Here is a 25,477-nt window from a genome sequence, read left to right on the forward strand (position 1 = left end):
TGGAGCACATGATCGCCATAGGGGCCCCGGCCAAACACATCCACCCAGCCGGGCGCACCCACACAAAGACCGGGCCCTGAAACCCACGGCTGACCCGCGAGCACGCAGCACGCCCCGCGTAGACACCCAGCCGCTACTCGTACCCGCCGATCCCGCACTCCACCAGCGCCGCCCGCAACTCCCCCGCCACGGCAGGCGCGCACGCGAACACCGCGTCCGCCCCCAGCTCAGGCGCCTCCCCCGGCAGCGACACCACCGCACCCGCCTCCTCCGCGACCAGCGCCCCCGCCGCCCAGTCCCACCGGGAGAGCCCGCGCTCGCAGTACCCGTCCACCCACCCCGCCGCGACCGCGCACAGGTCCAGCGACGCCGCCCCCGCCCGCCGGATGTCGCGCACCCGGCCCAGCAGCCGGGCGACCACCGCGGCGTGGTCGCGGCGGCGCTGCGCCGAGTAGGAGAACCCGGTGGCGATCAGCGACACGTCGAGCCCCGCGGGTTCGGAGACCCGCAGCCTGCGCCCGTCGAGCCAGGCGCCGTGCCCGCGGGCGGCGGTCCAGCGCCTGCCGCTGACCGGCTCCACGACCGCCCCGGCGACCGACACCCCGTCGACCTGTGCGGCCAGCGACACCGCGTACCAGGGGTAGCCGTAGAGGTAGTTCACCGTTCCGTCGATGGGGTCGACGACCCAGGTCAGGCCCGGTCCGGCCGCCCCGCCGCCCTCCTCGCCCAGCACCGCGTCGCCCGGTCGCAGCTCGGCCAGCCGGGCCCGGACCAGGTCCTCGGCGGCCCGGTCGCCCGCGGTGACCACGTCGGTGCGGGTGCTCTTGGTGTCGACGTCGCGGATCGCCGCGGCCCGCGTCGACTCGGCCAGCGCCGCGGCGGCCACGGCCACGGTCTCGGCGATCTCGGCGAGGTCGCGTTCGGAGGTGCCCACCCGTCCATCCGACCACAGCCGGGACCGGACGGCTAATGTCACCGCTCGACGGCCACTGAATCGAATTTGAAAGGAACCGGGGATGGGTGCAGCCCGCGGCTTCGGAGTGGACATCGGCGGTTCCGGCATCAAGGGATGCGTGGTGGACCTCGACGGGGGCAAGCTCGAGGGCGAGCGGATCAGGATTCCCACCCCGACCCCGTCGACGCCGGAGGCGGTGTCGGAGGTGGTCGCCTCGATCGTGAAGGACTTCGGGTGGACCGGGCCGGTCGGGGTCACCCTGCCGTCGGTGGTCAAGCGCGGGGTGGCGCACTCGGCGGCCAACATCGACAAGAGCTGGATCGGCACCGACGCCGCCGCGCTGTTCGCGGGCCGCCTCGGCCTGCCCGCGGACCAGGTGACCGTGCTCAACGACGCGGACGCGGCGGGCATCGCCGAGGTCCGCTACGGCCAGCCGCACGACCAGACCGGTGTGGTGGTGCTGCTGACCTTCGGCACCGGCATCGGCAGCGCGCTGTTCCTCGACGGCAAGCTCATCCCGAACACCGAGTTCGGCCACCTTGAGATCGACGGCCACGACGCGGAGACGCGCGCGGCGGCCTCGGCCAAGGAGGAGGAGGACCTGTCCTGGGAGCAGTGGGCCAAGCGGGTGACCCGCTACGTCCACGGCCTGGAGAACCTGATCTGGCCGGACCTCATCATCGCGGGCGGCGGGGTGAGCAAGAAGGCCGACAAGTGGCTGCCGCTGCTCGACGTACGGACCAAGGTCGTGGCCGCCGAACTGCGCAACGACGCGGGCATCGTGGGGGCGGCGGTGGCCGCCGCGGCGGGGGCCAACCCCTGAAACCGCCCCCTGAGCGGGTGCACGAGCACATTTCGGGCTTGGCGTGTCCTCGGGACACGCCGCCCGTCGCTACAATGGAACAGGCCCGCGGCTGAGAAGCCCACCGGGCACTCCCCCGAACTCCGGCAGTGACCAGGCGTTTCCACACTCGGACGCAGCCGTGATGGACAGTTGTGAAAGGGCGTACGTGGCAGCCGCACGAACCGCAACCCGACGCTCCACCGCGTCGGCTAGCGCCGCCAAGACGACCAAGAGCGCACCGGCAGAGGGCGAAGAGCCGACGGGCGTGAACGGGACCAAGACGACGGCGCGGAAGGCCGCCGGGGCCAAGGCCCCGCGCGCGCCGAAGAAGACCGCGGCCAAGGCCGGTCCCAAGAAGGCCGGGGACGGTCCCGACGGCGAGGAGCCGGACGAGGACGCCCCCGACCTCGCCGACCTCGAAGAGGTCGAGGTCGACCCGGTCGAGGAGGCCGTGGAGGAGCCGGAGGAGAAGGACACCGGCGGCAAGGAGACCAAGGACGGCGACTTCGTCTGGGACGAGGAGGAGTCCGAGGCGCTGCGGCAGGCCCGCAAGGACGCCGAGCTCACCGCCTCCGCCGACTCGGTCCGCGCCTACCTCAAGCAGATCGGCAAGGTCGCCCTCCTCAACGCCGAGGAGGAGGTCGAACTCGCCAAGCGCATCGAGGCCGGGCTCTACGCCGCCGAGCGCGTGCGCAAGTCCGAGGACGAGAACGAGAAGCTCCAGCCGCAGATGCGCCGCGACCTCCGCTGGATCGTGCGCGACGGCGAGCGGGCCAAGAACCACCTGCTCGAGGCCAACCTGCGCCTCGTGGTGTCGCTGGCCAAGCGCTACACCGGCCGCGGCATGGCGTTCCTGGACCTGATCCAGGAGGGCAACCTCGGTCTGATCCGCGCGGTGGAGAAGTTCGACTACACCAAGGGCTACAAGTTCTCCACGTACGCCACCTGGTGGATTCGCCAGGCGATCACCCGCGCCATGGCCGACCAGGCCCGCACCATCCGCATCCCGGTGCACATGGTCGAGGTCATCAACAAGCTCGGCCGCATCCAGCGCGAACTGCTCCAGGACCTGGGCCGCGAGCCCACCCCGGAGGAGCTCGCCAAGGAGATGGACATCACCCCGGAGAAGGTGCTGGAGATCCAGCAGTACGCCCGGGAACCCATCTCCCTGGACCAGACCATCGGCGACGAGGGCGACAGCCAGCTCGGTGACTTCATCGAGGACTCCGAGGCCGTGGTCGCGGTGGACGCGGTGTCGTTCACGCTCCTGCAGGACCAGCTCCAGTCGGTCCTGGCCACCCTGTCCGAGCGCGAGGCGGGCGTCGTCCGCCTCCGCTTCGGCCTCACCGACGGCCAGCCGCGCACCCTGGACGAGATCGGCCAGGTCTACGGGGTCACCCGCGAGCGCATCCGCCAGATCGAGTCCAAGACCATGTCGAAGCTGCGCCACCCGTCGCGCTCGCAGGTCCTGCGCGACTACCTGGAGTAAACCCGGGTCGACCGGAAGAAGCCGCTCCCGATGGGGGCGGCTTCTTCGCGTGAAATGCCCCGTTCGGCCGATCAAGTCCAGGATGTGGTCGTCGGGGGCGTTCGCCCGTGGTGAACAGGATCTCAGATCATCGGGGATTCAGGTTCCGTTTGCCCGACGTAGGCCCAGCTCCAGGGCCTTTTTGGACCACGGTCGCGAGTAAAACCCGGGTTACCGGCTTTAACTCTGGAAACGGGAACACTGCCGGGGGCCCAAACGTCTGTAAGAGTAGGAAGTGCGACCACGGCGGAGTTTCCGCCTCCGTGACCGCAGCCGATGAGGGCACCGGGTCCACCCGGTGCCGGGACGGAGGGAGAACTCCCATGACGACGACTACGACGCTCACCCGCCCCGAGCTGACCGCTGCCGACCGCTGCGACCGGTGCGGCGCGGCCGCTCAGGTTCGCGCCGTACTTTCCTCCGGAGGAGAGCTCCTGTTCTGCGGCCACCACGCTCGGGCGCACGAGGACCGTTTGCGCGAGCTGGCGGCTGAGCTCCAGAAGGGCTGACAGTCGCGCCTGAACACGACGAGGGCCGGTATCCCGCTGCGGGGTGCCGGCCCTCCTCGTTGTCCGACCGACGAACCAGTGTCCCGGGGTCTCGAAGCGCCGCCGGGAGGCGTGTGGGCGAGCTGGGGCCCCGGACGCGGGGGTTCAGACCATGTCGAGGACCGGTTCGAAGGCGAGTTCGGCGGCGCCGATCAGCTTGACGTCCGAGCCCATTGCCGAGGTGAGGACGCGGGTTCCGCCCACTGCCCGGCTCACCAGGGAGCGGCGGCTGACCTCGGCGCCCACGGCGGAGATCAGCGTCGGGGGCAGGGCGGTGAACAGGTCGCCCAGGACGACCAGTTCCGGGCCGAACACGTTGACGATGTTGACCAGGCCGATGGTCAGGAACTCGCGGAAGTCGCCCAGGACGGCGGTGATCCGCTCGGGGGTGGTCAGGGAGCGCAGTTCGGCGACGACCGCGCCGCGCGGGGTGCCCTCCGGGAGCTTGAGGGCGCGGCACAGGGCCAGTTCGCCCACCTCGGTCTCCCAGCAGCCCCGGCTGCCGCAGTAGCAGGGGCGACCGCGCGGGTTGACCACCATGTGGCCGAGTTCGCCGACGTACCCGGCGGTGCCGCGCAGGGCCGAGCCGTCGGAGATGACGCCGCCGCCGACGCCCACGTCGGCGGAGACGTAGACGGCGTCGAGGGAGCCGCGGGCGGCGCCGCGGAGGTGTTCGGCGAGGGCGGCGATCTCCGCGTCGTTGGCGATGCGGATGGGGACCGAGAGGGCGCCGCCGAGGCGGTCGCCGAGGGGGACGTTGGTCCACTGGAGGTTCGGGGCCTCGTGGACGAAGCCGTCGGAGCGGCGGACGACGCCCGGGACCGACACGCCGGCCCCGACCATCCGCACGCCCAGTTCGGCGGCGAGGACCTGGGTGGACTCGATGACGTGGGTGATGACCTCGTCCGGTTCGCTGGCGCGGCCGTGCAGGTTCCAACTGTTGCGGCCGAGCATCTCCCCGCCCAGGCCGACCAGGGCGATCGCCACCTGCTCCACCCGGATGTCGACCGCCACGACCACCGCCGCGTGCGCCTGCGGGAGGACCAGCAGCGACGGCCTGCCCGCGCCGGAGCGGGCCCGGGGCAGTCGTTCCTCGACCACCCCGGACTCCGCCAGCCCGTCGACCAGTGCCTTGATGGTGCTGCGGTTGAGCCCCAGTTCCGTCGCCAGGGACGCCCGGGTGGTGGGGCCCGCCACGTGCAGCCTGCGCAGCAGCGCGGTCCGGTTGTGCCTGCGCACCTCGTCGGGACGGGCTCCCGCCGTGGGCGTGCTGGTCACGTGCCTGCCTTCCGGTTGCCTACCTGGTGGAGACCGCCGCGCGCCTGCGCGAGAGGGCGTCGACGGTGGCCGCCAGCAACAGTACGAGGCCGGTGACGATGTTGACCACGGCGGCGGGCTGCTTGAGCAGGCCGAGGCCGTTCTCCACGACCGCCAGCACCAGACCGCCGACCACCGCGTGGAACACCTTGCCCCGCCCGCCGAACAGCGACGTGCCGCCGATGACGGCCGCGCCGACCGCGAACAGCAGGGTGTTGAGGCCACCGGCCTGCGGGTCGACCGAGCCGACCTTCGACGAGTACACGATCGCACCCAGGGCCGCCAGGGAGGAGGTGACGACGAACACGCTGGCCCGGATCTTGCCCACGTTGATGCCCGCGCGCCGAGCCGCCTCGGCGTTGCCGCCGACGGCGTAGATGTGGCGGCCGTAGCGGGTGCGGTTGAGCACGTAGGTGCCGATGACCAGCACCACGAGCACGATCGGCACCACGTACGGGACGCCCTCGATGACGACGGACTCGTTGGGCGAGCGGTTGAGCGTCAGCGCGAAGGTGGCCACCGCGGAGACGAGCGCGACCGCGCCGACCTTGGCCAGCACCAGCGGCGTCGGCATGGTGACCAGGCCGCGCTTGAGCCTGCTGAAGTGCTCGCCGAGCACGACCGCGGCGTAGCCGCCCGCCGCGACGACGAACAGGACCCAGCTGCCGAGCACGGGCAGGTTGCCGTTGGCGACGGAGAACAGCACCGGCTGGGTGCCGATGCCGAACACGCCGCCGTCGCCGATGAACTGGAGGATGACGCCCTGCCAGGTGATGAACAGCGCCAGGGTCACCACGAACGACGGCATGCCGATCTTGGAGACCAGGAAGCCGGTGACCACGCCGATCGCGGTGCCGACGCAGATCGCGAGCAGCATCTCGATCCACGGGTTCGGCGCCGCGCCGATCATGGCGATGACGATGGCGATGCCCGCCATGACCGCGCCCGCCCAGATGCGCATGAACAGTGCCAGGCCCGCGGCGACGACCAGGCCCGCGACGAACACGTAGAACACGGTGGAGCCCATGCCGCCGAGCAGGTTGCCCGAGCGCACGTAGTGCATGGCCATCACCGCCGCGGCCACACCGGAGGCGGTGCCCGCGGACAGGTCGATCTCGCCGAGCAGCAGGACGAACACCAGCCCCATGGCGATGATCATCTTGCCCGCGCCCTGGGCGAGCAGGTTCGCGGTGTTGTCCAGGGTGAGGAAGCTGTCGGACAGCACCCAGAACACCAGCACCATCACGGCCAGGCCGAGCACGGCGGGCAGCGAGCCCAGCTCGCCGCCGCGCAGCCGCGCGAAGTAGTCGCGCAGCGCCTCGCCGCTGGACTGGGTGGTGGTGTCGATGCCGAAGTCGGAGATGGCGCCGCCGGTGTCGGTCTTCTCGGTGGCTGGGGTTTCAGTCATTGGTGTGCCTCGGTGATCAGACTGTCGCGGACTCGGGGCGGGCCAGCCCGAGGTCTCCGGATCGGCCCGCGGTGATCAGCTCGACGACCTGGCCGTGCGTGACGTCCCTGGTCGGCACCTGGGCGACCATGCGGCCCAGGTAGAGGGTGGCGATCCGGTCGGCCACCTCGAACACGTCGGCCATGTTGTGGCTGATCAGCACCACACCCAGGCCCTGCTCGGCCAGCCTGCGCACCAGGTCGAGCACCTGCCGGGTCTGGGCGACGCCGAGCGCGGCGGTCGGCTCGTCGAGCAGCACGACCTTGCTCTCCCACAGCACCGACTTGGCGATGGCCACGGTCTGCCGCTGCCCGCCCGACAGCGAGGAGACCGGGGTGCGCACCGACTTGACCGTGCGCACCGACAGCGAGGCCAGGGTGTCGCGGGCGGCTTTCTCCATGCTGGCCTCGTCGAGCATCCAGGCGCTGCCGCGCTCGCGGCCGAGGAACATGTTCTGCACGATGTCGAGGTTGTCGGCCAGCGCGAGGTCCTGGTAGACGACCTCGATGCCCAGGTCGGCGGCGTCGCGCGGGCCGTTGATCGTCACCGGCCTGCCGTTGAAGGACACCTGCCCGGAGTCGGTCGGGTGGATGCCCGCCACGCACTTGACCAGGGTCGACTTGCCCGCGCCGTTGTCGCCGACGAGCGCGGTGACCTCACCGGCGCGCACGGTGAAGTCCACGTCGTGCAGCACGTGGACGGGTCCGAAGCTCTTGTTGAGCCCGGTGATCTCCAGAATGGGTTCGCTCATGGCGCGATCTCCTACGGGGAAGGACCGCCCCCGGCCCGGCGCGTGGGGGGAGACGCGCCGCGCCGGGGGCGGAGGACTTCGGTCAGCTGATGCCGAGCTGCGAGCAGACCGGGGCGAGGTCGCCGCCGCAGATCTCCGACGCCTTCACGTAGCCCTGCGTCACGACCTCCTTGACGGTGTCCTTGGTGGTCAGCTTCGGCTCCAGCAGCACCGACTTCACCTTGCGGTTGGCCTTGGTGTCGTCGCTGCTCTGCTTGGCCAGCGCGTCGGCGCCCGCGGTGTCGCCCTTGGCCAGCAGGGCGGCCAGGGAGGCGGTGTTCTCCGCCTCCTCCTTGATCGGCTTGAACACGGTCATGTACTGGTCGCCGCGCAGGATCGCCATCAGGCCGTCCGCGGTGGCGTCCTGGCCGGTCACCGGGACCTTGCCGTTGAGGCCGTTCTTGCGCAGCACGGTGATCACCGCACCGGCGAGGCCGTCGTTGGCGGCCACGACGCCGTCGACCTTGCCGCCGTTGCCGGTCAGGATCTGCTCGAAGGTGGTGCCGCCCTTCTGGTTGTCCCACCCGTCGATGGCCTGCTTCTGCACCAGCTTGAGCGTGCCCGCCTCGTACAGCGGCTTGAGGACGTTCTGCTGGCCGTTGTAGAACAGGGTCGCGTTGTTGTCGGTCGGGGCGCCCTCGATCTCGATGACCTGCGCGCCCGGCTTGTCCTTGAGTGCGTCGGCCAGGCCCTGGCCCTGGAGTTCGCCGACCTTCACGTTGTCGAAGGACACGTAGTAGTCGGAGCTGCCGCCGAGGTTGAGGCGGTCGTAGTCGATGGTGGGGATGCCGCGGGCCTTGGCCTTGGCCGCCACCGCGGTGCCGACCTCGGAGTTGATCGAGGCGATGACCAGGACCTTGACGCCCTGGCTGATCATGCCGTCCGCGAGGGTGGTGAACTTCTGCACGTCGCCCTGGGCGTTCTGGATGTCGGGTTCGAGGCCCTTGGCCTTCATCGCCGCTTCCAGCATGGGCTTGTCGAAGCCCTCCCAGCGGGCGGACGTCGCGGTTTCCGGCAGGATCACGCCGACCGGGATGCCCGGGCCGCTGCTCGCGGTGTCGCTGGACCCGCCGGAAGCGGGCGGGGCGGCCTGGTTGGCCCCGCACGCCGTCAGGGTCAGGGCCGTACCCAGCCCCGCGGCCAGGAATGCCAGAGTCTTGCTGCGCATCACGATGTCCCTTTCGATGCCGCTGGACGGTGCCGCCTGGACCCGGGGCGAGCTGACCGTTCCAAATGTTGTGGGCCACAACATATGCCGTTCGACCGACGTCGGAAACCGGACTGACTCGATTCAGGTCCATTCGGTGGGACACGGTTTGGCAACGGAGTGGACATCTGCGCGCAATGCGTCCGGTCGGGTGCACGGATCGCGTCCGATCGGGCGCCGCGCGTAGGCGCGCACACCGGGGCATCCGCTCATCGGACCGCTCCCGCAGGTCACCGAGTCGATCCGGGGCGCGGGCGGTGTCCGCCGCGGGGGTCGAGCGGGGCCGCTACCAGGAGCGCAGGGTGGCGATGCGCTCTTCCAGTTGCTCCACGGTGGCCATCGCGGTGGGCGGGCCGCCGCAGGTGCGGCGCAGCTCGCCGTGGATCATGCCGTGCGGCTTGCCGGTGCGGTGGTGGGCCATGCCGACCAGGGCGTTGAGCTCCTTGCGCAGCGTCGCCAGGCGTTCCTGCACCGACTGCGGGCGGGCGACCGGGACCTCCCTGGGCTTGGCCGCCTCCTCCGCCGCCCTGCGCGAGCGGGCCTGGAGCTGGTCGTCCTGGCGCTGCTTGAGCAGGGCGCGGACCTGGTCGGGTTCGAGCAGGCCGGGCAGGCCGAGGTACTCCTGCTCCTCGTCGGAGCCGGAGAACGCCGAGGTGCCGAACGAGGAGCCGTCGAAGATGACCTGGTCCAGCTCCGCCGAGGCGCCCAGGGACGTGAACGCCTTCTCCTCCTCGCCCGGTTCGTCCTTGGTGCGGTTGGCGTCGGCGAGCAGGCCGTCGGCCCAGCCCTCCTCCTCCCGGTGCGGCTTGCCCAGGACGTGGTCGCGCTCGGCCTCCAGCTCGCTGGCCAGGTCGAGCAGCACCGGCACCGACGGCAGGAAGATGCTCGCGGTCTCCCCCGGGCGCCGGGCGCGCACGTAGCGGCCGATGGCCTGGGCGAAGAACAGCGGCGTCGAGGCGCTGGTGGCGTAGACGCCCACGGCCAGCCGGGGCACGTCGACGCCCTCGCTGACCATCCGGACCGCGACCAGCCAGCGGGCGGTGCCGTCGGAGAACTCCTGGATGCGGCCCGACGCCTTCGGGTCGTCGGAGAGCACCAGGGCCGGTTCCTCGCCGGTCATGGTGTGCAGGATCTTGGCGTAGGCCTTGGCGGTGACGTGGTCGGAGGCGATGACCAGCCCGCCAGCGTCCGGGATGCCGCCCTCGCGCAACTGGGTCAGCCGCACGTTCGCCGCGCCCAGCACCGACGGAATCCACTCCCCCGACGGGTCCAGCGCCGTGCGCCAGGCCCGGGCGGTCTGCTCGGCGGTCAGCGGCTCGCCGAGGCGGGCGGAGAACTCCTCGCCCGCGCTGGTGCGCCAGCTCGCCTCGCCGGAGTAGGCCAGGAAGATCACCGGCCGGACCACGCCGTCGCGCAGCGCGTCGGAGTAGCCGTAGGTGTGGTCGGCCTTGGAGCGCTGGAAGCCCGCGCCGTCCGGCTCGTACTGGATGAACGGGATCGGCGAGTCGTCGGAGCGGAACGGGGTCCCGGTCAGCGCCAGCCGCCTGGTCGCCGGGGTGAACGCCTCGCGGACCGCGTCGCCCCAGCTCTTGGCGTCGCCGCCGTGGTGGATCTCGTCGAGGACCACCAGCGTCTTGCGCTGCTCGGTGCGCACCCGGTGCAGCGCGGGGTGCGCGGCGACCTGCGCGTAGGTGACCGCGACGCCCAGGTAGTCGCTGGAGGTCTGGCCCATCGAGTTGGTGAAGTTCGGGTCGATCGGGATGCCCGCCGCCGCGGCCGAGGCCGCCCACTGGTGCTTGAGGTGCTCGGTCGGGGCGACGACGGTGATCCGCTCGACCGTGCGGTCGGCGAGCAGCTCGGCGGCGACCCGCAGCCCGAAGACCGTCTTGCCCGCGCCCGGCGTCGCCACCGCGAGGAAGTCCTTGGGCCTGCGGGTGAGGTACATCGTCAGCGCGCGGCGCTGCCAGGCCCGCAGCGGTCGGGCGGGCGGGGTCCGCTGTTCCTGGGTGTCCGGTTCAACCTCGGCCCGGGTCACGGGATGCCCCAGCTCCTTCCAGCCACTCGGCGCACATGCGAACGCCCTCAATCGGCTCGCGCCGGGCGGCGGTGCGCGGCGGTCGGTCCCGGTGTGAGGGCGTCCGTGAGACTACCCGGCCCCCGTCGGTGATCGCCGCCTGACGCGACACGCGGGTAACGATCGCCCGGGCCGTGCGGCCGGATCACCACTGATGAGCCATGCTGGGCGCGATGAACCCGCTGTCCGGACACCCGACCGGCCGCGACGGCGCGCCCCAGCGGCGCCGGGGACCGTGGCGGCTGGTCAAGCGCACCCTGGGCAAGGCGTGGGGCGGGAACATCTTCTCCGAGGCGGCGGAGTCGGCGTTCTGGCAGGTCCTGTCGCTGCCGCCGCTGCTGCTGGGACTGCTGGGCAGCCTCGGTTACGTGGCGGAGTGGTTCGGCCGCGACGTCATCCAATCGGTGCAGGCCAGCATCATCGACATCTCCCGCACCGCGTTCAGCGGCAACGTGGTGACGCAGATCATCGAGCCCACGGTCAACGACATCCTCACCGTCGGGCGCGGCGAGATCGTCTCGATCGGCTTCCTCATCTCGCTGTGGGCGGGCTCGTCGGCGATGTCGTCGTTCGTCGACGCGATCACCGTGGCGCACGACCAGTACGGGGTGCGCAACGAGGTGTGGCAGCGGATCTTCTCGCTGCTGATCTACATGGCCAGCCTGGTGCTGCTGATCGTGGGGCTGCCGGTGCTGGCGCTGGGACCGGACCTGTTGCCGAACCTGTTCCCGGTGTCCTGGCGGCCGACGATCGTCGCTTACCTGTCGTTCACCTACTACCCGGCGATCGGGCTGCTGATCGTGCTGGCGCTGGCCACGCTCTACAAGCTGGCCCTGCCGCGGAAGCTGCCCTGGCACCGCGGGGTCCCCGGCGCGCTGCTGGCGATGGTGTTCTTCATCTTCTCCAGCATCGGCCTGCGGTTCTACATCGGCGCCATCACCTCCACCGGCTACACCTACGGCGCGCTGGCCACCCCGATCGCGTTCCTGCTGTTCGCCTACTTCATCGGGCTCGCGGTGGTGATCGGCGCCTACTTCAACTCCGCCATCCAGGAGCTGTGGCCCGCGCGGATGACCCGGCGGGAGCGGCGGCGCTGGCAGCGGCTGGAACTGGAGCGGGCCGCCGGGCAGATCCACTCCGAGGAGAGCGCCCGGGCCTGGCACGACGAGGACCCGGACGCCCCGGCCGGGAACGGCACCCGGGGACCCGACTCAGTGGACGGGTCGGCCCAACCTCCCGCCGGCACTGTGGACGGACCGGAACCCTTGGGCACCAAGGAGAACGGGTTGCGCCGGGCGTCGCCCACCCGGGGTGAGCCCTCTCCCTGACGGAGTTCCCGGTGGACCGGAACGGCTCTCAGGTTCGGTGTGCCAGGCTGACGCCACCCCGCGCGGGCAGCGGTGCCACCGGGGTTTCACCGGGGTCACACCGAGGGGACACACACAGCCATGTCCGTGCTGGCAAGACTGAGCCTGAGCAACCGGGGACTGGTGGGGTTGCTCAGCCTGCTGGTCATCGGGTTCGGCGTCATCGCCCTGCCGTCGCTGCGCCAACAGCTCTTCCCGTCCATCCAACTGCCCGCCGCGGTGGTCGTCGCGCCCTACCCGGGTGCCTCGCCCGACGTGGTCGACAGCGAGATCGCCGAGCCGATCGCGGCGGCGGCCCGGGGCATCCCCGGCGTCGAGCAGGTCACCACCCGCTCCGCCGAGGGCTCGGCGACGGTGCAGGTGCAGTTCGTCTACGGCACCGACCTGGACAACGGGGTCGCGCAGATCCAGCAGGCGGTCAACCGGCTGCGCCCGCAGCTTCCGCAGGACGTGGAGCCGACCGTCGCGCAGGGCAGCACCGACGACATCCCGGTCGTCACGCTGGCCGCCACGGTGGGCGCCGACGAGGCCGCCACGGCGGCCCGGCTGCGCGCGGAGGTGCTGCCCGGCCTGGAGGAGATCCCCGGTGTGCGGGAGGTGTCGCTGACCGGCGCCCGGGAGCAGACGGTCACCGTGACCCTCGACTACGCGAGGCTGGCCGCGGCCGGGGTGGAGCCGACGGCGTTGACCGCCGCCCTCGCCGCCGCGGGCCGCTCGACGCCCGCTGGAACCCTCAGCGAGGGCGACAACACGCTGTCGGTGCAGGTGGGCGGCCCGCTGGGGTCGGTGGACGACCTGCGCGCGCTGACCATCCCCGGCCGCGCGGGCCCGGTGCGGTTGGCCGACATCGCCACCGTCGAGCAGGGCCTGGCCGCCCCGACCGCGATCACCCGCACCGACGGGCAGGCCACCCTCGGCGTGTCGATGACCATGACCGCCGACGGCAACGCGGTGGACATCTCCCAGGCCGTGCGCGGCAAGCTCGACGAGCTGGGCCGTTCGGCGGACACGAAGCTCACCGTCGTCTCCGACCAGGGGCCGCAGGTGCGGAAGGCGATCAGCGGCCTGACCACCGAGGGGCTGCTGGGGCTGCTGTTCGCGGTGGTGGTGATCCTGCTGTTCCTGCTGTCGCTGCGCTCGACGCTGGTGACGGCGGTGTCGATCCCGCTGTCGGTGCTGGTGGCGCTGCTGGCGCTGTGGATCGGCGACCTGTCGCTGAACCTGCTGACGCTGGGCGCGCTGACCATCGCCATCGGCCGGGTCGTCGACGACTCGATCGTGGTGCTGGAGAACATCAAGCGGCACCTGGGTTACGGCGAACCCAAGCAGCGGGCGGTGCTCGACGGCACCCGGGAGGTGGCGGGCGCGGTGACCGCGTCGACGCTGACCACGGTGGCGGTGTTCCTGCCGATCGCGTTCGTCGGCGGCATCGCCGGTGAGCTGTTCGGGCCGTTCTCGATCACCGTGACGGTGGCGCTGCTGGCCTCGCTGGTCGTGTCGCTGACGGTGGTGCCGGTGGTGGCGTACTGGTTCCTCAAGCCGCCCGCGGTCCCCGCCGACGCCGCCGCGGCCGAGGCCGCCCGCGAGGCCGCGATCGCCAAGGAGCGCAGGAGCCCGCTGCAACGCGCCTACGTCCCGGTGCTGCGGTTCGCCACCCGCAAGCGCGGGACGACGGTGCTGGTGGCCGTGCTGATCTTCATCGGCACGGGGGTGCTGGCCGGTCAGTTGACGACCAACTTCCTCGACCAGTCCGGCAACACGGCCCTGCGGCTGACCCAGGAGCTGCCGCCCGGCGCGAGCCTGGCCGCCCGCGACGAGGCGGCGCGCAAGCTGGAGACCGTGCTCGGTGAGGCCGAGGAGGTCGAGACCTACCAGGTGACCGTCGGCGGCGACCAGCAGTTCGCGGCCTTCGGGCTCGGTGGCACCGGGGCCACCTCGGCCAACGCCACCGTCCGCGAGGGCACCGACCTGACCGCGTTGCAGGACCGGCTGACCGAGCGGCTGGCGGACGTGCCCGGCAGCGGCACGGTCAAGTTCGGCGCGGCGGCGGCCGGGTTCGCCTCCGACACCGTGCAGGTCGTCGTCACCGCCCCGGACGCGGCGTCGCTCAAGACCGCCGCGGACGCCGTGCAGCGGGTCGTCTCGGAGACCCCGGGGCTGGCCGAGGTCAGCAACGACCTCGCGGTCAGCGCGCCCCGGGTGCAGGTGCTCGTCGACCAGCGGGCCGCCGCGGCGCGCGGGCTGAGCACGCAGACCGTCGCCCAGTTCGCCACCCAGGCGCTGCGCGGCACCCCGGTCGCGGAGTTGGCGATCGGCGGCACCCGGCAGCAGGTCGTGCTGCGCACCGGGACCGCGCCCGGTGACGTCGACGCGCTGCGCGCCCTCCCGCTGCCCGGCGCGGGCGGCGTGGTCACCCTGGGCGAGGTGGCGCAGGTGTCCACAGTCGACGGTCCGACCCAGGTCCGGCGCACCGGGGGCGAGCGCAGCACCACCGTCTCGGCCAAGGCCACCGGCGCCGACCTGGGCGCGGTCACCGCCGACCTGACCGCCCGGCTGGACGCGACCACCCTCACCGGGGGCGCGGAGTACGAGATCGGTGGCGTCAGCGCCGACCAGGCCTCGACGTTCCAGGACCTCGGGCTGGCCATGCTGGCGGCCATCGCGATCGTCTTCATGATCATGGTGGCCACGTTCCGCAGCCTGGTGCAGCCGCTGATCCTGCTGGTGTCCATCCCGTTCGCCGCCACCGGCGCGATCGGCCTGCTGCTGGCCACCGGCACCCCGCTCGGTCTGCCGTCGCTGATCGGGATGCTGATGCTGGTGGGCATCGTGGTCACCAACGCGATCGTGCTGATCGACCTGGTCAACCAGTACCGGGCCGACGGCATGTCCGTCGTGGACGCGGTCGTGGAGGGCGGTCGCCGCAGGCTGCGGCCCATCCTGATGACCGCCGCGGCGACCATCTTCGCCCTGGTCCCGATGGCGCTGGGCGTCACCGGGGAGGGCGGGTTCATCGGCAAGCCGCTGGCCATCGTGGTCATCGGCGGGCTGATCAGCTCGACCGTGCTGACCCTGGTCCTGGTGCCGACCCTCTACACGGTGGTCGAGAACCTCAAGGAGCGCAGGCGGGCGAAGAAGTCCCCGCCGCCGCAGGCCCCGGCCGAACCGTCGCCGGAGCCCGCCACCAGCTCCGCCTGACCCCCGGACGGCGAAGGGCCCCGCGCGCGGGGCCCTTCGCCGTTCCTGCGGCCTTCCCACTCCAGGCGCAGCGGCCGCGGGAGGGGCGAACGCCGCTCAGTCCTTCATCTGCTCGTAGATCTTCTTGCAGTCGGGGCAGACCGGGGAACCGGGCTTGGGGCTCTTGGTCACCGGGAAGACCTCGCCGCACAGGGCCACGACCATGTTGCCCATGACCGCGCTCTCGGCGATCTTGTTCTTGCGGACGTAGTGGAACATCTTCGGCGTGTCGTCGCCGGTGGTCTCGGTGCCCTCCGGGCGGGTGTCGACCTCGGGGCGGGTCTGGGTGGGTGCGCTCATGGCTCCATGATGCAACACCGCGCCGAAAACCCGCTCGGGCGGTGGCGTCGTGCGGCAGGATGCCGGGCATGTTCCAGAAGGTGCTGGCCGGTTTCGGCTCCGGCGGGGCGAAGGTCGACGCCCGCCTCCTCGACCGCGCCGTCCGACCGGGCGGCGTCCTGCACGGCGAGGTGCTGCTCCTCGGCGGGCAGGTCGACCAGGAGGTCGACGCGCTCGGCGTCACCCTGCTGACCAGGGTGGAGACCGGCGACGACGGCGAGACCGCCGACCTGCCGGTGCAGACCGTGCGGCTGGCAGGCCACGAGGTGGTCCGGGCGGGCGCTCGGCTGCGGGTGCCGTTCGAGGTGCACCTGCCCTGGGAGACGCCGGTGACCACGGTGTTCGGCAAGCACCTGACCGGCATGGCGGTGGGCCTGCAGACCAACCTCGACCTGGCGGGCGCGGTGGTGGACCCGCAGGACGTGGACGCGGTGGCGGTCGAGCCGCTGCCCGCCCAGCACCGGGTCCTGGACGCGATGAGCAGGCTCGGCTTCACCTTCCGCGAGGCGGGCATGGAGCGCGACCGGCTCGACGGCGTCGACCAGCAGCTCCCGTTCTTCCAGGAGATCGTCTTCGGCCCCTCCCCCGCGTTCGAGCGCGTCTTCGACCGGGTGGTGGTGACGTTCCTGGCCCGGCCCGCCGACGTGCGGGTGGTGCTGGAGGTGACCAAGCGGGTGCGGGTGGCCAGGGGCGGTGGCCTGGGCAACCGCGGGCAGGCGTTCCTCGGCTCGTTCACCGTGGCCCACACCGCGGTCGGGGCGAACTGGGAGCAGCAACTGGAGGGCTGGTTGCGGCAGGTCGCGGCCCCGCGCGGCATCTTCGACTGAGCCCCGGCCGACCCCGGGCGCGCGGGCGGGCCCCGGCTGACGCATGATGCCCGGCGTGAGTGGAACCGAGCACCTGGTCCTGGCCGAAGAGGTCGCCGACGCGCTGGCCGAGGGTCGCGGCGTCGTCGCGCTGGAGAGCACCCTGCTGGCGCACGGGCTGCCCGCGTCGGTGAGCCTGGACGTCGGCAGGCGCCTGGAGGACGTGGTCCGGGCGGCCGGGGCGGTCCCGGCGACCATCGCCCTGCTCGACGGCCGGGCCAGGGTCGGCCTCGACGACGGGCGGTTGCAGCGGCTGTGCGCCGACGACTCCGGCCTGCGCAAGCTCTCCCGCCGCGACCTGGGCCCGGCGCTGGCCCTGGGTCGCGACGGGGCGACCACGGTGGCCGCGACCGCGACCCTGGCCGCCCAGGCGGGCATCGGCGTGTTCGCCACCGGCGGCCTCGGCGGCGTGCACCTGACCGTGCCGCGCGGCGCGGCGGCCTGGGACGTCTCCGCCGACCTCGACGTGCTGTCGGCGACCCCGGTGACCGTGGTGTGCTCCGGGGTGAAGTCGGTCCTCGACATCGCCGCGACGGTGGAGGTGCTGGAGACCCGGTCGATCCCGGTCCTGGGCTACCGCACGGACTCCTTCCCCAGCTTCTACCTGCGGGTGTCCGCCTTCGAGGTGCCCTGGCGGGTGGATGACCCGGCGCAGGCCGCCGCCGTGATCGCCGCGCACCGCGACCACGTGCCCGGCGGCGCCGGGGTGCTGCTGGTGAACCCGATCCCGGCGGAGCACGAGCTGGACCGGGAGCTGCACGACCGGCTGCTGCTGGAGGGCATGGACCTGCTGCGCGAGCGCGACGTCCGCGGCAAGGACGTCACCCCGGTGCTGCTCGACCACTTCCACCGCGGCAGCGGCGGCGCCAGCCTCACCGCCAACATCGAACTGGTCGCCGACAACACCAGGGTGGCCGCCGAGGTCGCCGTGGAGCTGGCTCGGCCCCGGTAGGGCTCAGCCCCGGTAGATCCGCGCCACGACGTCCTCGATGTCGGGTTCCTGCACGGACAGGTCGCGCAGCGGCACGATCCGGGCGAGCGCGGCGACCACCTCGCCCGCCGCCCGGCCGTCGAGGGTCAGCGTGACCCGGGTGCCGTCGGCCTCCACCGCCGTCACCGCGGCGCCCGGCACGGTCTGCCCGGCGGGCCAGGGCGCGTCGAGGTCGGCGACGATCGTGCGGCGGGAGCCGTGGCGGGTGTGCAGGGCGTCGAGGGTGCCGTCGTGCACGACCCGGCCGTGGTCGATCACCACCAGCCGCTCGCACAGCTTCTCGATGTCGGCGAGGTCGTGCGTGGTCAGCACGACGGTGGTGTCGCCGCGGCGGTCCAGCTCGGCCAGGAACCCGCGGACGGCCTGCTTGCTCAGCACGTCGAGGCCGATGGTCGGCTCGTCGAGGAACAGCACCTCCGGGCCGTGCAGCAGCGCCGCGGTCAGCTCCCCGCGCATCCGCTGCCCGAGGGAGAGCTGGCGCACCGGGGTGCGGGTGAACCCGTCGAGGTCGAGCAGGTCCGAGCAGGTGCGCAGCCGGGCGGCGTGCTCGGCGGCGGGCACCCGGTAGATGTGGCGCAGCAGCTCGAAGGACTCCCCCAGCGGCAGGTCCCACCAGAGCTGCGACCGCTGCCCGAAGACCACCCCGATCCGGCGGGCCAGCGTCGTGCGGTCGGCCACCGGGTCCAGCCCGCACACCCGCACGCGCCCGGCACTGGGGGTCAGCACACCGGTGAGCACCTTGAGCGTGGTCGACTTCCCCGCGCCGTTGGGCCCGATGTAGCCGATCAGCTCACCGCGCCCGACGACCAGGTCCACTCCGTCCACCGCGGACACGACGGTGCGCTCGCGGCGCAGCCGCCCCACCTTCGTGGTGACGGTGAAGTCCTTGCGCAGACCGGAAACCTCGATGATCACGATCCTGTGCTCCGGTAGTTGCGGACCCCCACGCGCCAGAACAGCGCGGCGAGGCAGGCGGCGACGAGCGCAACCACCGGCGAGCACCAGCGCAGCCAGTCCGGCAGGCCGAGCGGGTCGGGGCGGTCGAGCAGGGCGAGGGCGGGCAGGTACGCCACGAACGCGAACCCCAGGGCGATGGCGAACAGGTCGCGGAACCAGCCGCCGAACATGGTGACCGGGTAGGAGGTGAAGTCGCGGCCGCCGTAGGTGAACGCGTTGGCGACCTCCCCGGACTCGATCCACCAGAACGCCACGGTGGCCCCGGCGACGAACAGGCTGCCGAAGAAGACCCCGCCCACCAGCGGCGCGACCACCGCCAGCACGGCCGCGCCGAGGGTCCAGTGCACGCCCGCGACGGCCAGCGCGACGACGTAGAGCACGAGCCCCTGCACGACGCGGCCGACCCGGCGGAAGGCGAAGTTCACCGCCACGAGCTGCGCCAGCGTCGACAGCGGTCGCAGCAGCAGCGAGTCGAACTGCCCGCTGCGCACGTACTCGCGCAGCCGGTCGGCGGTGCCCACGGCCATGTCGGCCAGGGAGAACGACGCCGCCGACAGCGCCGCCATGAGCAGCACCGGCCCGCCGCCGAACCCGCCGAGCCCCCCGGTCACCGAGAACAGCACGAAGACCGTGGCGATGTCGAGGGCGTTGACCGCCATGCTGCCGAACAGGTCGATCAGGAACGAGGCGCGGTACTGCGCCTGGGAGCGGATCTGCGCCCGGACCACGTGCGCGTAGACGCGGGCGCTAGCCACCCTGCACCACCAGCCTGCGCACCCCGCGCCGCTGCACCACCCGGCAGGCCCAGAGCAGCAGGAGAGCCCACGCGGCCTGACCGGCGAGCACCAGCAGCCCGTGCCCGAGCCCGCCGCGCTCGACCGCGATGTCGATCGAGGACTGCATCAGCACCGGGAACGGCGTGGCCACCCACAGCAGCGTCGAGAGCCACTCCGGCAGGACCGCCAGCGGGAAGTACAGGCCGCTGGCGAAGCCGGAGAAGAACACCCACACCATGTTCAGCCCGCGGATGTCGAGCAGCCAGAACGCGGTGAGGCCGATCAGGTAGCGGCAGGCGAAGCCGGTGACCACGGCCAGCACCAGCGACAGGAGCAGGACCGGGTACACCAGCGGGTCGTCCGGCACGTACAGCCCGAACGCGAACGCGCCCACCCCCAGCGGGACGGCGAGCCGGGTCAACACGGCGAAGCAGGCCCGGCCCAGGTCGGTCCACAGGTAGGTCCACAGTGGATCGATCGGGCGCAGCAGGTCTGCGACCACGTCCCCGGTGCGCACCCGCTCGGCCAGGTCCAGCGGCGTCCAACTGTTGACCGTGGCGAGCATCCCCTGCCCGAGCCAGACGTAGGTGACCAACTGCGAGCCGCTGTAGCCCGCCACCGAGCCCGCCTCCTCGGCGACCGAGAGCAGCAGGTAGCAGCGCAGGAAGCCGAACACGCTGTTGGTGAAGATCCCGGCGAAGGTGGCTTGGCGGTAGGTGGAGTAGCGGCGGAACCCGGCCGCGAGGAGGGCCAGCGGGGCGCGCGACACTGCCTGCCTCCTCCGGGGGTCGTGGCCGCGGACGGGGCGGCCGAAGGGGCTTTCTACCCTAGGGCGCCGGGTGCCCGCGACCCGGTTTCCGCACCGAGGCAGTTCGCACCGCTGGAGGACCGCATGCCAGACGCCCCCGCCGTGGTCGTGGTCGGCGACGCCGCGCTGGACGTGCTCGCCCGCCACCGCGACCCGGTCGCGCACGGCGGCGACACCCGGGCCCGGGTGCGGATCACCCCCGGCGGGGCGGGCGCGAACACCGCCGCCTGGCTCGCGCGCGCCGGGGCGGCGACCACCCTGGTCGCCAGGGTCGGCGCGGACACCGCGGGGCAGCAGGTCCGGGCCGAGCTGGAGGCGGGAGGGGTGGCCTGCGCGTTCACGATCGACCCGACGGCGGCCACCGGCTGCGTGGTCGTGCTGGTCGACGGCGCCGGCCAGCGCAGCATGCTGCCCGACCGGGGCGCCAACGCCGGGCTGGTGGGCGCCGACGCGCACCCGGCGGTGCTCGCCGCGGCGGACCACCTGCACCTGTCCGGGTACGTGCTGCTCGACGAGGCCTCGCGCCAGGGCGGCCTGGACGTGCTGGCGGCGGCGCGGGCGGCGGGGCTGAGCACCTCGGTGGACCCGCAGTCGGCCGGGTTGATCGAGGACCCGGCGGCGTTCCTGGACTGGGTGCGCGGCACCGACCTGCTGCTGCCCAACAACGACGAACTGCACGCCCTGACCGGCTCGCGCGACCCGTTGAGCGCGAGGTCGCTGCTCGAAGCGGTGGGCGCGGTGGCGGTCACGGACGGGCCGCGGGGCGCGTGCTGGGTGTCGCCGGGGACGGTGGTGTCGGTCTCAGCGGAGGAGGCCACCTGCGTGGACTCGACCGGGGCCGGGGACGCGTTCGACGCGGGGCTGCTGGTGGCGTGGCTGTCCGGGGCGGGGCCGGAGGAGGCGCTGCGCGCGGGCGTCGCCGCGGGGAGCGCGGCCGTGGCCCGGGTGGGTGCACGGCCGGGCGCCCGCGGCTGATCAGCCCTCGATCACCTCGTGGTTCTTCGCCTCGATCGCGGTGGCCTCGCGCCGGTAGCGGTTGACCTTCTCCGCCTTGCGCGGCGGCCGGTCGTTGGCGATCAGCACCGCGATCCAGGGCAGCGGGACCGACAGCGCGACGAACCCCAGGGCCAACCACCAGGTGTGGTAGGTCAGCCCGGCCAGCAGCAGGCACGGGATGCGCAGGCTCATCATGATCATGTACTTGCGCTTGCGGGCCGCGAACTGGTCCTCGTACGACGGCTCGGCCTCGGTGATCAGAACCGGGGTGCCGCCACGGTCGGAGTCCTTCACGACACCACCTCCTCGCTCATCGTAGAACGCGGTGGTAGTGGCACCGCATTCCCCAGCTTGCGCCATCCGGGTGGACATGGCCACGTGAGTCGAAGCGCATTCGGTGTCCCCCGGTAGAAAAGGAGCCATGGCCCAGACCCGCCGGGAGAGCCCGCTCGCCCGGCTGCGGTACCGCGTCGCGGCCGCCAACCTCGCGCGCCACCTGCCCGGGGAGCCGTGCCGGGTGCTGGACGTGGCGGGCGGCGCGGGCGGCGACGCGCTGCCGCTGGCCGCGCTCGGCCACGAGGTGACCCTGGTCGACCCGGCGGGTGCCCTGCTGGAGTGCGCCCGCACCCACGCCGAGGGCCTGCCCGGCCGGGTGCACGTGGTGCAGGCGCACGCCGAGGACGTGCCGCACCTGTTCACCGCCGCCGCCTTCGACGTCGTGCTCTGCCACGGCCTGCTGCACCACGTCGACGACCGGGTGGCGCTGCTGCGCGCGGTGACCGCCCCGCTGCGCCCCGGCGGCCTGCTGTCGGTCGTCGGCCCCAACCCGGCCGCCGACCCGCTCGTCGCCGCCGCGGGCGAGGGCGACCTCGACCGCGCGCTCGCCCTCGCCGGTTCCGGCCGGGTCTGGGTGCAGGAGGTGCGGGCCGCGCTGCCCGCCTGCACCGCGGACGACGTCCGCGCGGACCTCACCGCGCTGGGCGCCGAGCCGATCGCGCACTACGGCATCCGCTGCGTCGCCGACCTGGTGGCGCCCCCGGTCGACCCGGACGCGCTGGAGGTCCTGGAGCTGGCCCTCGCCGACCGGATGCCCTACCCGCTGCTCGCCCGCTTCTTCCACCTGCTCGCCCGCCGGGGCTGATCGGACCGGGCGTGCGAACATGCCCCGGTGTCCACCCAGCTCCCGGTCATGACCGACGACTTCTGCCTGCGCCTCGCCGACTCGCTGCGCGGGGCCGACTACGACGGCGACGGGGTGGTGGCCGCGCTCGGTGAGCAGGCGCACGCCGCCCTGGGCCGCAACGAACCCGAGCCCGCCCGCCGCGCCACCCGCGGCGGCTCCCCGGTGGAGACGCTGATCCGGCTGTTCCTCGTCGGCGACGCCGAGCCGCGCGAGCGCGTCGCGGCGGCCCTGACCGGCCTCGACCTGGACGAGGCCGCCGCCACCGGCCTGCTGCGCGTCGACGGCGGCACCGTGCGCGCCGGGCTGGACCTGCGCCCGCACGCCGACGAGGACGGCTCCTGGTGGGTGCTCGCCGACCTCGACTCCGACCAGCTCGGCGGCCCGGTCGGCACCGACCACGTGCTCGGCATCGGGCACGCCTCGCTCAGCCTGGCCAGGGCCACCACCCGCCGCCCGGTCGGCACCGTGCTCGACCTGGGCACCGGCTGCGGCGTGCAGGCGCTGCACGCGAGCAGGCACGCGGGTGCCATCACCGCCACCGACCTGTCCTCCCGCGCGCTGGCGCTGGCCTCGGCGACCTTCCGGCTCAACGGGCTCAAGGTGGAGACGCTGCGCGGGTCGTGGTTCGAGCCGGTCGAGGGCCGCGGGTTCGACCAGGTGGTGTGCAACCCGCCGTTCGTGGTCGGCCCGCCCCGGGTGGACTACGTCTACCGCGACTCCGGGCTCGCGGGCGACGACGCCAGCGCGCTGGTGGTGCGCGGGGTGCCGAAGGTGCTCAACCCCGGCGGCACCGGGCAGTTCCTGGCCTCCTGGCTGCACCGGCGCGGCGAGGACTGGGCCGACCGGGTGACGTCCTGGCTGCCCGACGAGGGCGTGGACGCCTGGTTCGTGCAGCGCGACGTCGCCGAGCCCGCGCTCTACGTCGGTACCTGGCTGCGCGACGCGGGCATCGACCCCCGCTCGGCGGAGGGTTCGGCCAAGGCCGCGGCGTGGCTGGACTGGTTCGACGAGAACGGCGTGTCCGGCGTCGGCTTCGGCTTCGTGACGCTGCGCGCCACCGACAGCGACACCGAGGTGGCCTGCGAGGACCTGCGCCACCACTACGACGACCCGCTGGGCGAGGAGGCGGGCCGCTGGTTGGACCGGGTGGCCTGGCTGCGCGCGCACGCCTCCGCCGAGGCCCTGCTGGCCGCGACCTACGTGGTGGCGCCGACGGTGGTGCTGGAGCGGGTCGCCGAGCCGGGCGACGACGGCTGGCGCGAGGTGGTCCGCAGGCTGCACCGCACCGACGGGCCGGGCTGGCAGCAGGAGACCGACGAGCTGGTGACCGCGCTGCTGGCGGGCTGCCGGGGCGCGCTGCCGATGGGTGAGCTGCTGGCGCTGCTGGCCGCCGGGCACGGGGTGCCCGCCGGGGAGGTCGTGGCCGCGGCGGTCCCGGTGGTGGCCGACCTGGTCACGCACGGGATGCTGCTGCCGGTGGAACTGGCGTGAGGGCGGTCGTGGCCCGCGTCACCCGGGCGTCGGTCGTGGTCGACGGCGAGACCGTCGGCGCGATCGACGAACCGGGGCTGCTGGTCCTGCTCGGGGTGCACGTGGAGGACACCGCGGCGCAGGCCGCGACCATGGCGCGCAAGCTCCACGAGCTGCGGCTGCTCCGGGACGAGAAGTCGTGCGCCGACACCGGGGCACCACTGCTGGTGGTGAGCCAATTCACACTCTACGGCGATGCCCGCAAGGGCCGCCGCCCGTCGTGGACCGCCGCCGCCCGACCGGAGGTCGCCGAACCGCTCGTGGCCGCCACCGTGGCCGACCTCCTGGCCCGCGGCGCCCGGGTGCGGACCGGTCGGTTCGGCGCCGCGATGGCGGTCGAGAGTGTCAACGACGGCCCCTTCACCGTGGTCCTGGACATCTAGAGGCACCCGCGCGCACCCCGAACCGTCTGCGGTGGACGGTGGCGCTCGGCGGGTGACCGAAGTCCCTGTTCGTCCCCCCGAATCCCGGGTACCCCCCGGGTTCTCAGCCAAAGCTCAGGCAAACCTGAGCAACCGCGCAGGTCGACGTGGCGTCATCCATGTGGGAGAGCGGGAACGAATCCGGTCCCCACGGCGTTTCCACAGACAGAACCACCGCGACAGGGGGAGGGAGCACCATGACGGTCCCGCAGCAGCGCGAGTCCGAGCAGCTCACCTACGAAGCCGACCTCGACGCCCAAGGGCCCGCCGCCGACCTCGTCCGGGTGTACCTCAACGGAATCGGCCGCACGGCACTGCTCACCGCGGCGCAGGAGGTGGAGCTGGCCAAGCGCATCGAGGCGGGGGTCTTCGCGCAGCACATGCTCGACACCGCGCCCGCGCTGTCCCCCGCGCGCCGCGCCGAGCTGCGCGCGCTGGTGGCCGACGGCCTCTCCGCCAAGAACCACCTGCTCGAGGCGAACCTGCGGCTGGTCGTGTCGCTGGCCAAGCGCTACACCGGCCGGGGGATGCCGCTGCTCGACCTGATCCAGGAGGGCAACCTCGGGCTCATCCGCGCGGTCGAGAAGTTCGACTACACCAAGGGTTTCAAGTTCTCCACCTACGCCACGTGGTGGATTCGCCAGGCCATCACCCGCGGCATGGCCGACCAGGGCCGCACCATCCGGCTCCCGGTCCACCTGGTCGAGCAGGTCAACAAGCTCGCCAGGATCAAGCGCGACCTGCACCAGTCCCTTGGCCGTGAGGCCACCAAGGACGAGCTGGCCAAGGAAGCGGGCCTGACCCCGGAGAAGGTCGCCGACCTGCTCGACCACGCCCGCGACCCGGTGAGCCTGGACATGCCGGTGGGTGCCGAGGAGGACGCCCCGCTGGGCGACTTCATCCAGGACGGCGAGGCCACCGACGCCGAGAGCGCGGTCATCTCCGGCCTGCTGCAGGACGACATGCGCCGCGTGCTGGCCACCCTGGACGACCGCGAGCAGTCCGTCATCCGCCTGCGCTACGGCCTCGACGACGGCCAGCCGCGCACCCTCGACCAGATCGGCAAGAGCTTCGGCCTCTCCCGCGAGCGGGTCCGCCAGATCGAGCGCGAGGTCATGTCCAAGCTCCGCCAGGGCGAGCGCGCCGAGAAGCTGCGCGCCTACGCCAGCTAGTCCCACCCGATCGGCCCAGCCGATCCCATCCAGACCCCCGGATCAGGCCGGTCCCCGCGGACCGGCCTGATCCCATCGGGGGGACTTCTCGAAAACGAGCAACCTTCGCCGGTGCCGCACCGT

23 protein-coding genes are annotated in these 25,477 nt (G+C 72.7%); 12 read left to right on the plus strand and 11 right to left on the minus strand.

The annotated features are described in order from the left end of the window. Window positions 1–133 precede the first annotated feature (133 nt). Window positions 134–934 carry an inositol monophosphatase family protein gene (locus UO65_RS07620; protein ID WP_035280035.1) on the minus strand — a complete coding sequence of 267 codons (801 nt, stop codon included), beginning with the start codon at window positions 932–934 and terminating at the stop codon, window positions 134–136. A gap of 82 nt (window positions 935–1,016) precedes the next feature. Between UO65_RS07620 and ppgK the strand changes: the two genes are divergently transcribed. From ppgK to UO65_RS07635, 3 genes are all read left to right on the plus strand, one after another. Beyond that, on the plus strand, window positions 1,017–1,778 hold the full coding sequence (ppgK, locus tag UO65_RS07625; protein WP_035280036.1) for a polyphosphate--glucose phosphotransferase: 762 nt from the start codon (window positions 1,017–1,019) through the stop codon (window positions 1,776–1,778). Window positions 1,779–1,965: 187 nt separating this feature from the next. Then, window positions 1,966–3,288: an RNA polymerase sigma factor gene (locus UO65_RS07630; RefSeq protein WP_035280037.1), complete on the plus strand. Its 1,323-nt coding sequence runs from the start codon at window positions 1,966–1,968 to the stop codon at window positions 3,286–3,288. A gap of 362 nt (window positions 3,289–3,650) precedes the next feature. Beyond that, window positions 3,651–3,836: a DUF7455 domain-containing protein gene (locus UO65_RS07635; RefSeq protein ID WP_035280038.1), complete on the plus strand. Its 186-nt coding sequence runs from the start codon at window positions 3,651–3,653 to the stop codon at window positions 3,834–3,836. Between the two features lie 144 nt (window positions 3,837–3,980). On the opposite strand, the gene UO65_RS07640 is transcribed toward UO65_RS07635, so the two are convergent. From UO65_RS07640 to UO65_RS07660, 5 genes are all read right to left on the minus strand, one after another. Beyond that, complete coding sequence (locus tag UO65_RS07640; RefSeq protein ID WP_035280040.1) at window positions 3,981–5,114, minus strand: ROK family protein; 1,134 nt, start codon at window positions 5,112–5,114, stop codon at window positions 3,981–3,983. 58 nt (window positions 5,115–5,172) lie between these two features. After that, window positions 5,173–6,600: a sugar ABC transporter permease gene (locus tag UO65_RS07645; RefSeq protein ID WP_035280041.1), complete on the minus strand. Its 1,428-nt coding sequence runs from the start codon at window positions 6,598–6,600 to the stop codon at window positions 5,173–5,175. A 16-nt stretch (window positions 6,601–6,616) separates the two neighbouring features. Next, a complete protein-coding gene (locus tag UO65_RS07650) occupies window positions 6,617–7,390 on the minus strand; it encodes an ATP-binding cassette domain-containing protein (protein ID WP_035280042.1) in 774 nt (257 codons plus the stop codon). Between the two features lie 82 nt (window positions 7,391–7,472). Next, window positions 7,473–8,597 (minus strand): sugar ABC transporter substrate-binding protein, encoded by a 1,125-nt coding sequence (locus UO65_RS07655; protein ID WP_035280044.1) that lies wholly within the window; start codon window positions 8,595–8,597, stop codon window positions 7,473–7,475. 325 nt (window positions 8,598–8,922) lie between these two features. Then, window positions 8,923–10,671 carry a DEAD/DEAH box helicase gene (locus tag UO65_RS07660; protein ID WP_035280045.1) on the minus strand — a complete coding sequence of 583 codons (1,749 nt, stop codon included), beginning with the start codon at window positions 10,669–10,671 and terminating at the stop codon, window positions 8,923–8,925. A gap of 212 nt (window positions 10,672–10,883) precedes the next feature. On the opposite strand from UO65_RS07660, the gene UO65_RS07665 reads away from it, so the two are divergent. Beyond that, window positions 10,884–12,038, plus strand: coding sequence for a YihY/virulence factor BrkB family protein (locus UO65_RS07665; protein WP_052020879.1), 1,155 nt, complete (start codon window positions 10,884–10,886; stop codon window positions 12,036–12,038). Window positions 12,039–12,158: 120 nt separating this feature from the next. After that, on the plus strand, window positions 12,159–15,275 hold the full coding sequence (locus tag UO65_RS07670) for an efflux RND transporter permease subunit (protein WP_035280046.1): 3,117 nt from the start codon (window positions 12,159–12,161) through the stop codon (window positions 15,273–15,275). 96 nt (window positions 15,276–15,371) lie between these two features. Here UO65_RS07670 and UO65_RS07675 read toward each other — a convergent pair whose 3' ends face one another. Beyond that, window positions 15,372–15,614 carry a DUF3039 domain-containing protein gene (locus tag UO65_RS07675; RefSeq protein ID WP_035280047.1) on the minus strand — a complete coding sequence of 81 codons (243 nt, stop codon included), beginning with the start codon at window positions 15,612–15,614 and terminating at the stop codon, window positions 15,372–15,374. Window positions 15,615–15,682: 68 nt separating this feature from the next. Between UO65_RS07675 and UO65_RS07680 the strand changes: the two genes are divergently transcribed. Together UO65_RS07680 and UO65_RS07685 are read left to right on the plus strand one after the other, a co-directional pair. Then, entirely contained in the window at window positions 15,683–16,480 is a 798-nt protein-coding gene (locus tag UO65_RS07680) for a sporulation protein (protein ID WP_035280049.1), read from the plus strand. A gap of 55 nt (window positions 16,481–16,535) precedes the next feature. Further along, window positions 16,536–17,471, plus strand: a complete 936-nt coding sequence (locus UO65_RS07685; RefSeq protein WP_233427474.1) for a pseudouridine-5'-phosphate glycosidase — start codon at window positions 16,536–16,538, stop codon at window positions 17,469–17,471. 3 nt (window positions 17,472–17,474) lie between these two features. On the opposite strand, the gene UO65_RS07690 is transcribed toward UO65_RS07685, so the two are convergent. The 3 genes from UO65_RS07690 to UO65_RS07700 are packed head-to-tail and all read right to left on the minus strand — an operon-like array spanning window position 17,475 to window position 20,012. Then, a complete protein-coding gene (locus UO65_RS07690; protein WP_200873331.1) occupies window positions 17,475–18,425 on the minus strand; it encodes an ABC transporter ATP-binding protein in 951 nt (316 codons plus the stop codon). Next, on the minus strand, window positions 18,422–19,222 hold the full coding sequence (locus tag UO65_RS07695) for an ABC transporter permease (RefSeq protein WP_035280051.1): 801 nt from the start codon (window positions 19,220–19,222) through the stop codon (window positions 18,422–18,424). Before UO65_RS07695 ends, UO65_RS07690 begins: the two co-directional genes overlap by 4 nt. Beyond that, window positions 19,215–20,012, minus strand: coding sequence for an ABC transporter permease (locus UO65_RS07700; protein ID WP_035280052.1), 798 nt, complete (start codon window positions 20,010–20,012; stop codon window positions 19,215–19,217). Before UO65_RS07700 ends, UO65_RS07695 begins: the two co-directional genes overlap by 8 nt. Window positions 20,013–20,135: 123 nt before the next feature. Here UO65_RS07700 and UO65_RS07705 point away from each other — a divergent pair, with 123 nt between their 5' ends. Next, on the plus strand, window positions 20,136–21,026 hold the full coding sequence (locus tag UO65_RS07705) for a carbohydrate kinase family protein (protein ID WP_035280053.1): 891 nt from the start codon (window positions 20,136–20,138) through the stop codon (window positions 21,024–21,026). Here UO65_RS07705 and UO65_RS07710 read toward each other — a convergent pair whose 3' ends face one another. Then, complete coding sequence (locus UO65_RS07710; protein WP_084175386.1) at window positions 21,027–21,407, minus strand: DUF3099 domain-containing protein; 381 nt, start codon at window positions 21,405–21,407, stop codon at window positions 21,027–21,029. Window positions 21,408–21,468: 61 nt separating this feature from the next. Between UO65_RS07710 and UO65_RS07715 the strand changes: the two genes are divergently transcribed. The 4 genes from UO65_RS07715 to UO65_RS07730 all read left to right on the plus strand — a co-directional run bounded on the left by UO65_RS07715 (window position 21,469) and on the right by UO65_RS07730 (window position 25,354). Then, window positions 21,469–22,188: a class I SAM-dependent methyltransferase gene (locus UO65_RS07715; RefSeq protein ID WP_035280056.1), complete on the plus strand. Its 720-nt coding sequence runs from the start codon at window positions 21,469–21,471 to the stop codon at window positions 22,186–22,188. A gap of 48 nt (window positions 22,189–22,236) precedes the next feature. Then, window positions 22,237–23,721, plus strand: a complete 1,485-nt coding sequence (locus UO65_RS07720; protein ID WP_035280081.1) for a DUF7782 domain-containing protein — start codon at window positions 22,237–22,239, stop codon at window positions 23,719–23,721. Then, window positions 23,718–24,143, plus strand: coding sequence for a D-aminoacyl-tRNA deacylase (gene dtd, locus UO65_RS07725; RefSeq protein ID WP_035280057.1), 426 nt, complete (start codon window positions 23,718–23,720; stop codon window positions 24,141–24,143). The genes UO65_RS07720 and dtd overlap by 4 nt, the downstream gene beginning before the upstream one ends. A 236-nt stretch (window positions 24,144–24,379) precedes the next feature. Beyond that, window positions 24,380–25,354, plus strand: coding sequence for a sigma-70 family RNA polymerase sigma factor (locus tag UO65_RS07730; RefSeq protein ID WP_035280058.1), 975 nt, complete (start codon window positions 24,380–24,382; stop codon window positions 25,352–25,354). The last annotated feature ends 123 nt before the right edge of the window (window positions 25,355–25,477 follow it).

The sequence above is a fragment of the Actinokineospora spheciospongiae genome (assembly GCF_000564855.1).
Taxonomy (GTDB): Bacteria; Actinomycetota; Actinomycetes; order Mycobacteriales; family Pseudonocardiaceae; genus Actinokineospora; species Actinokineospora spheciospongiae.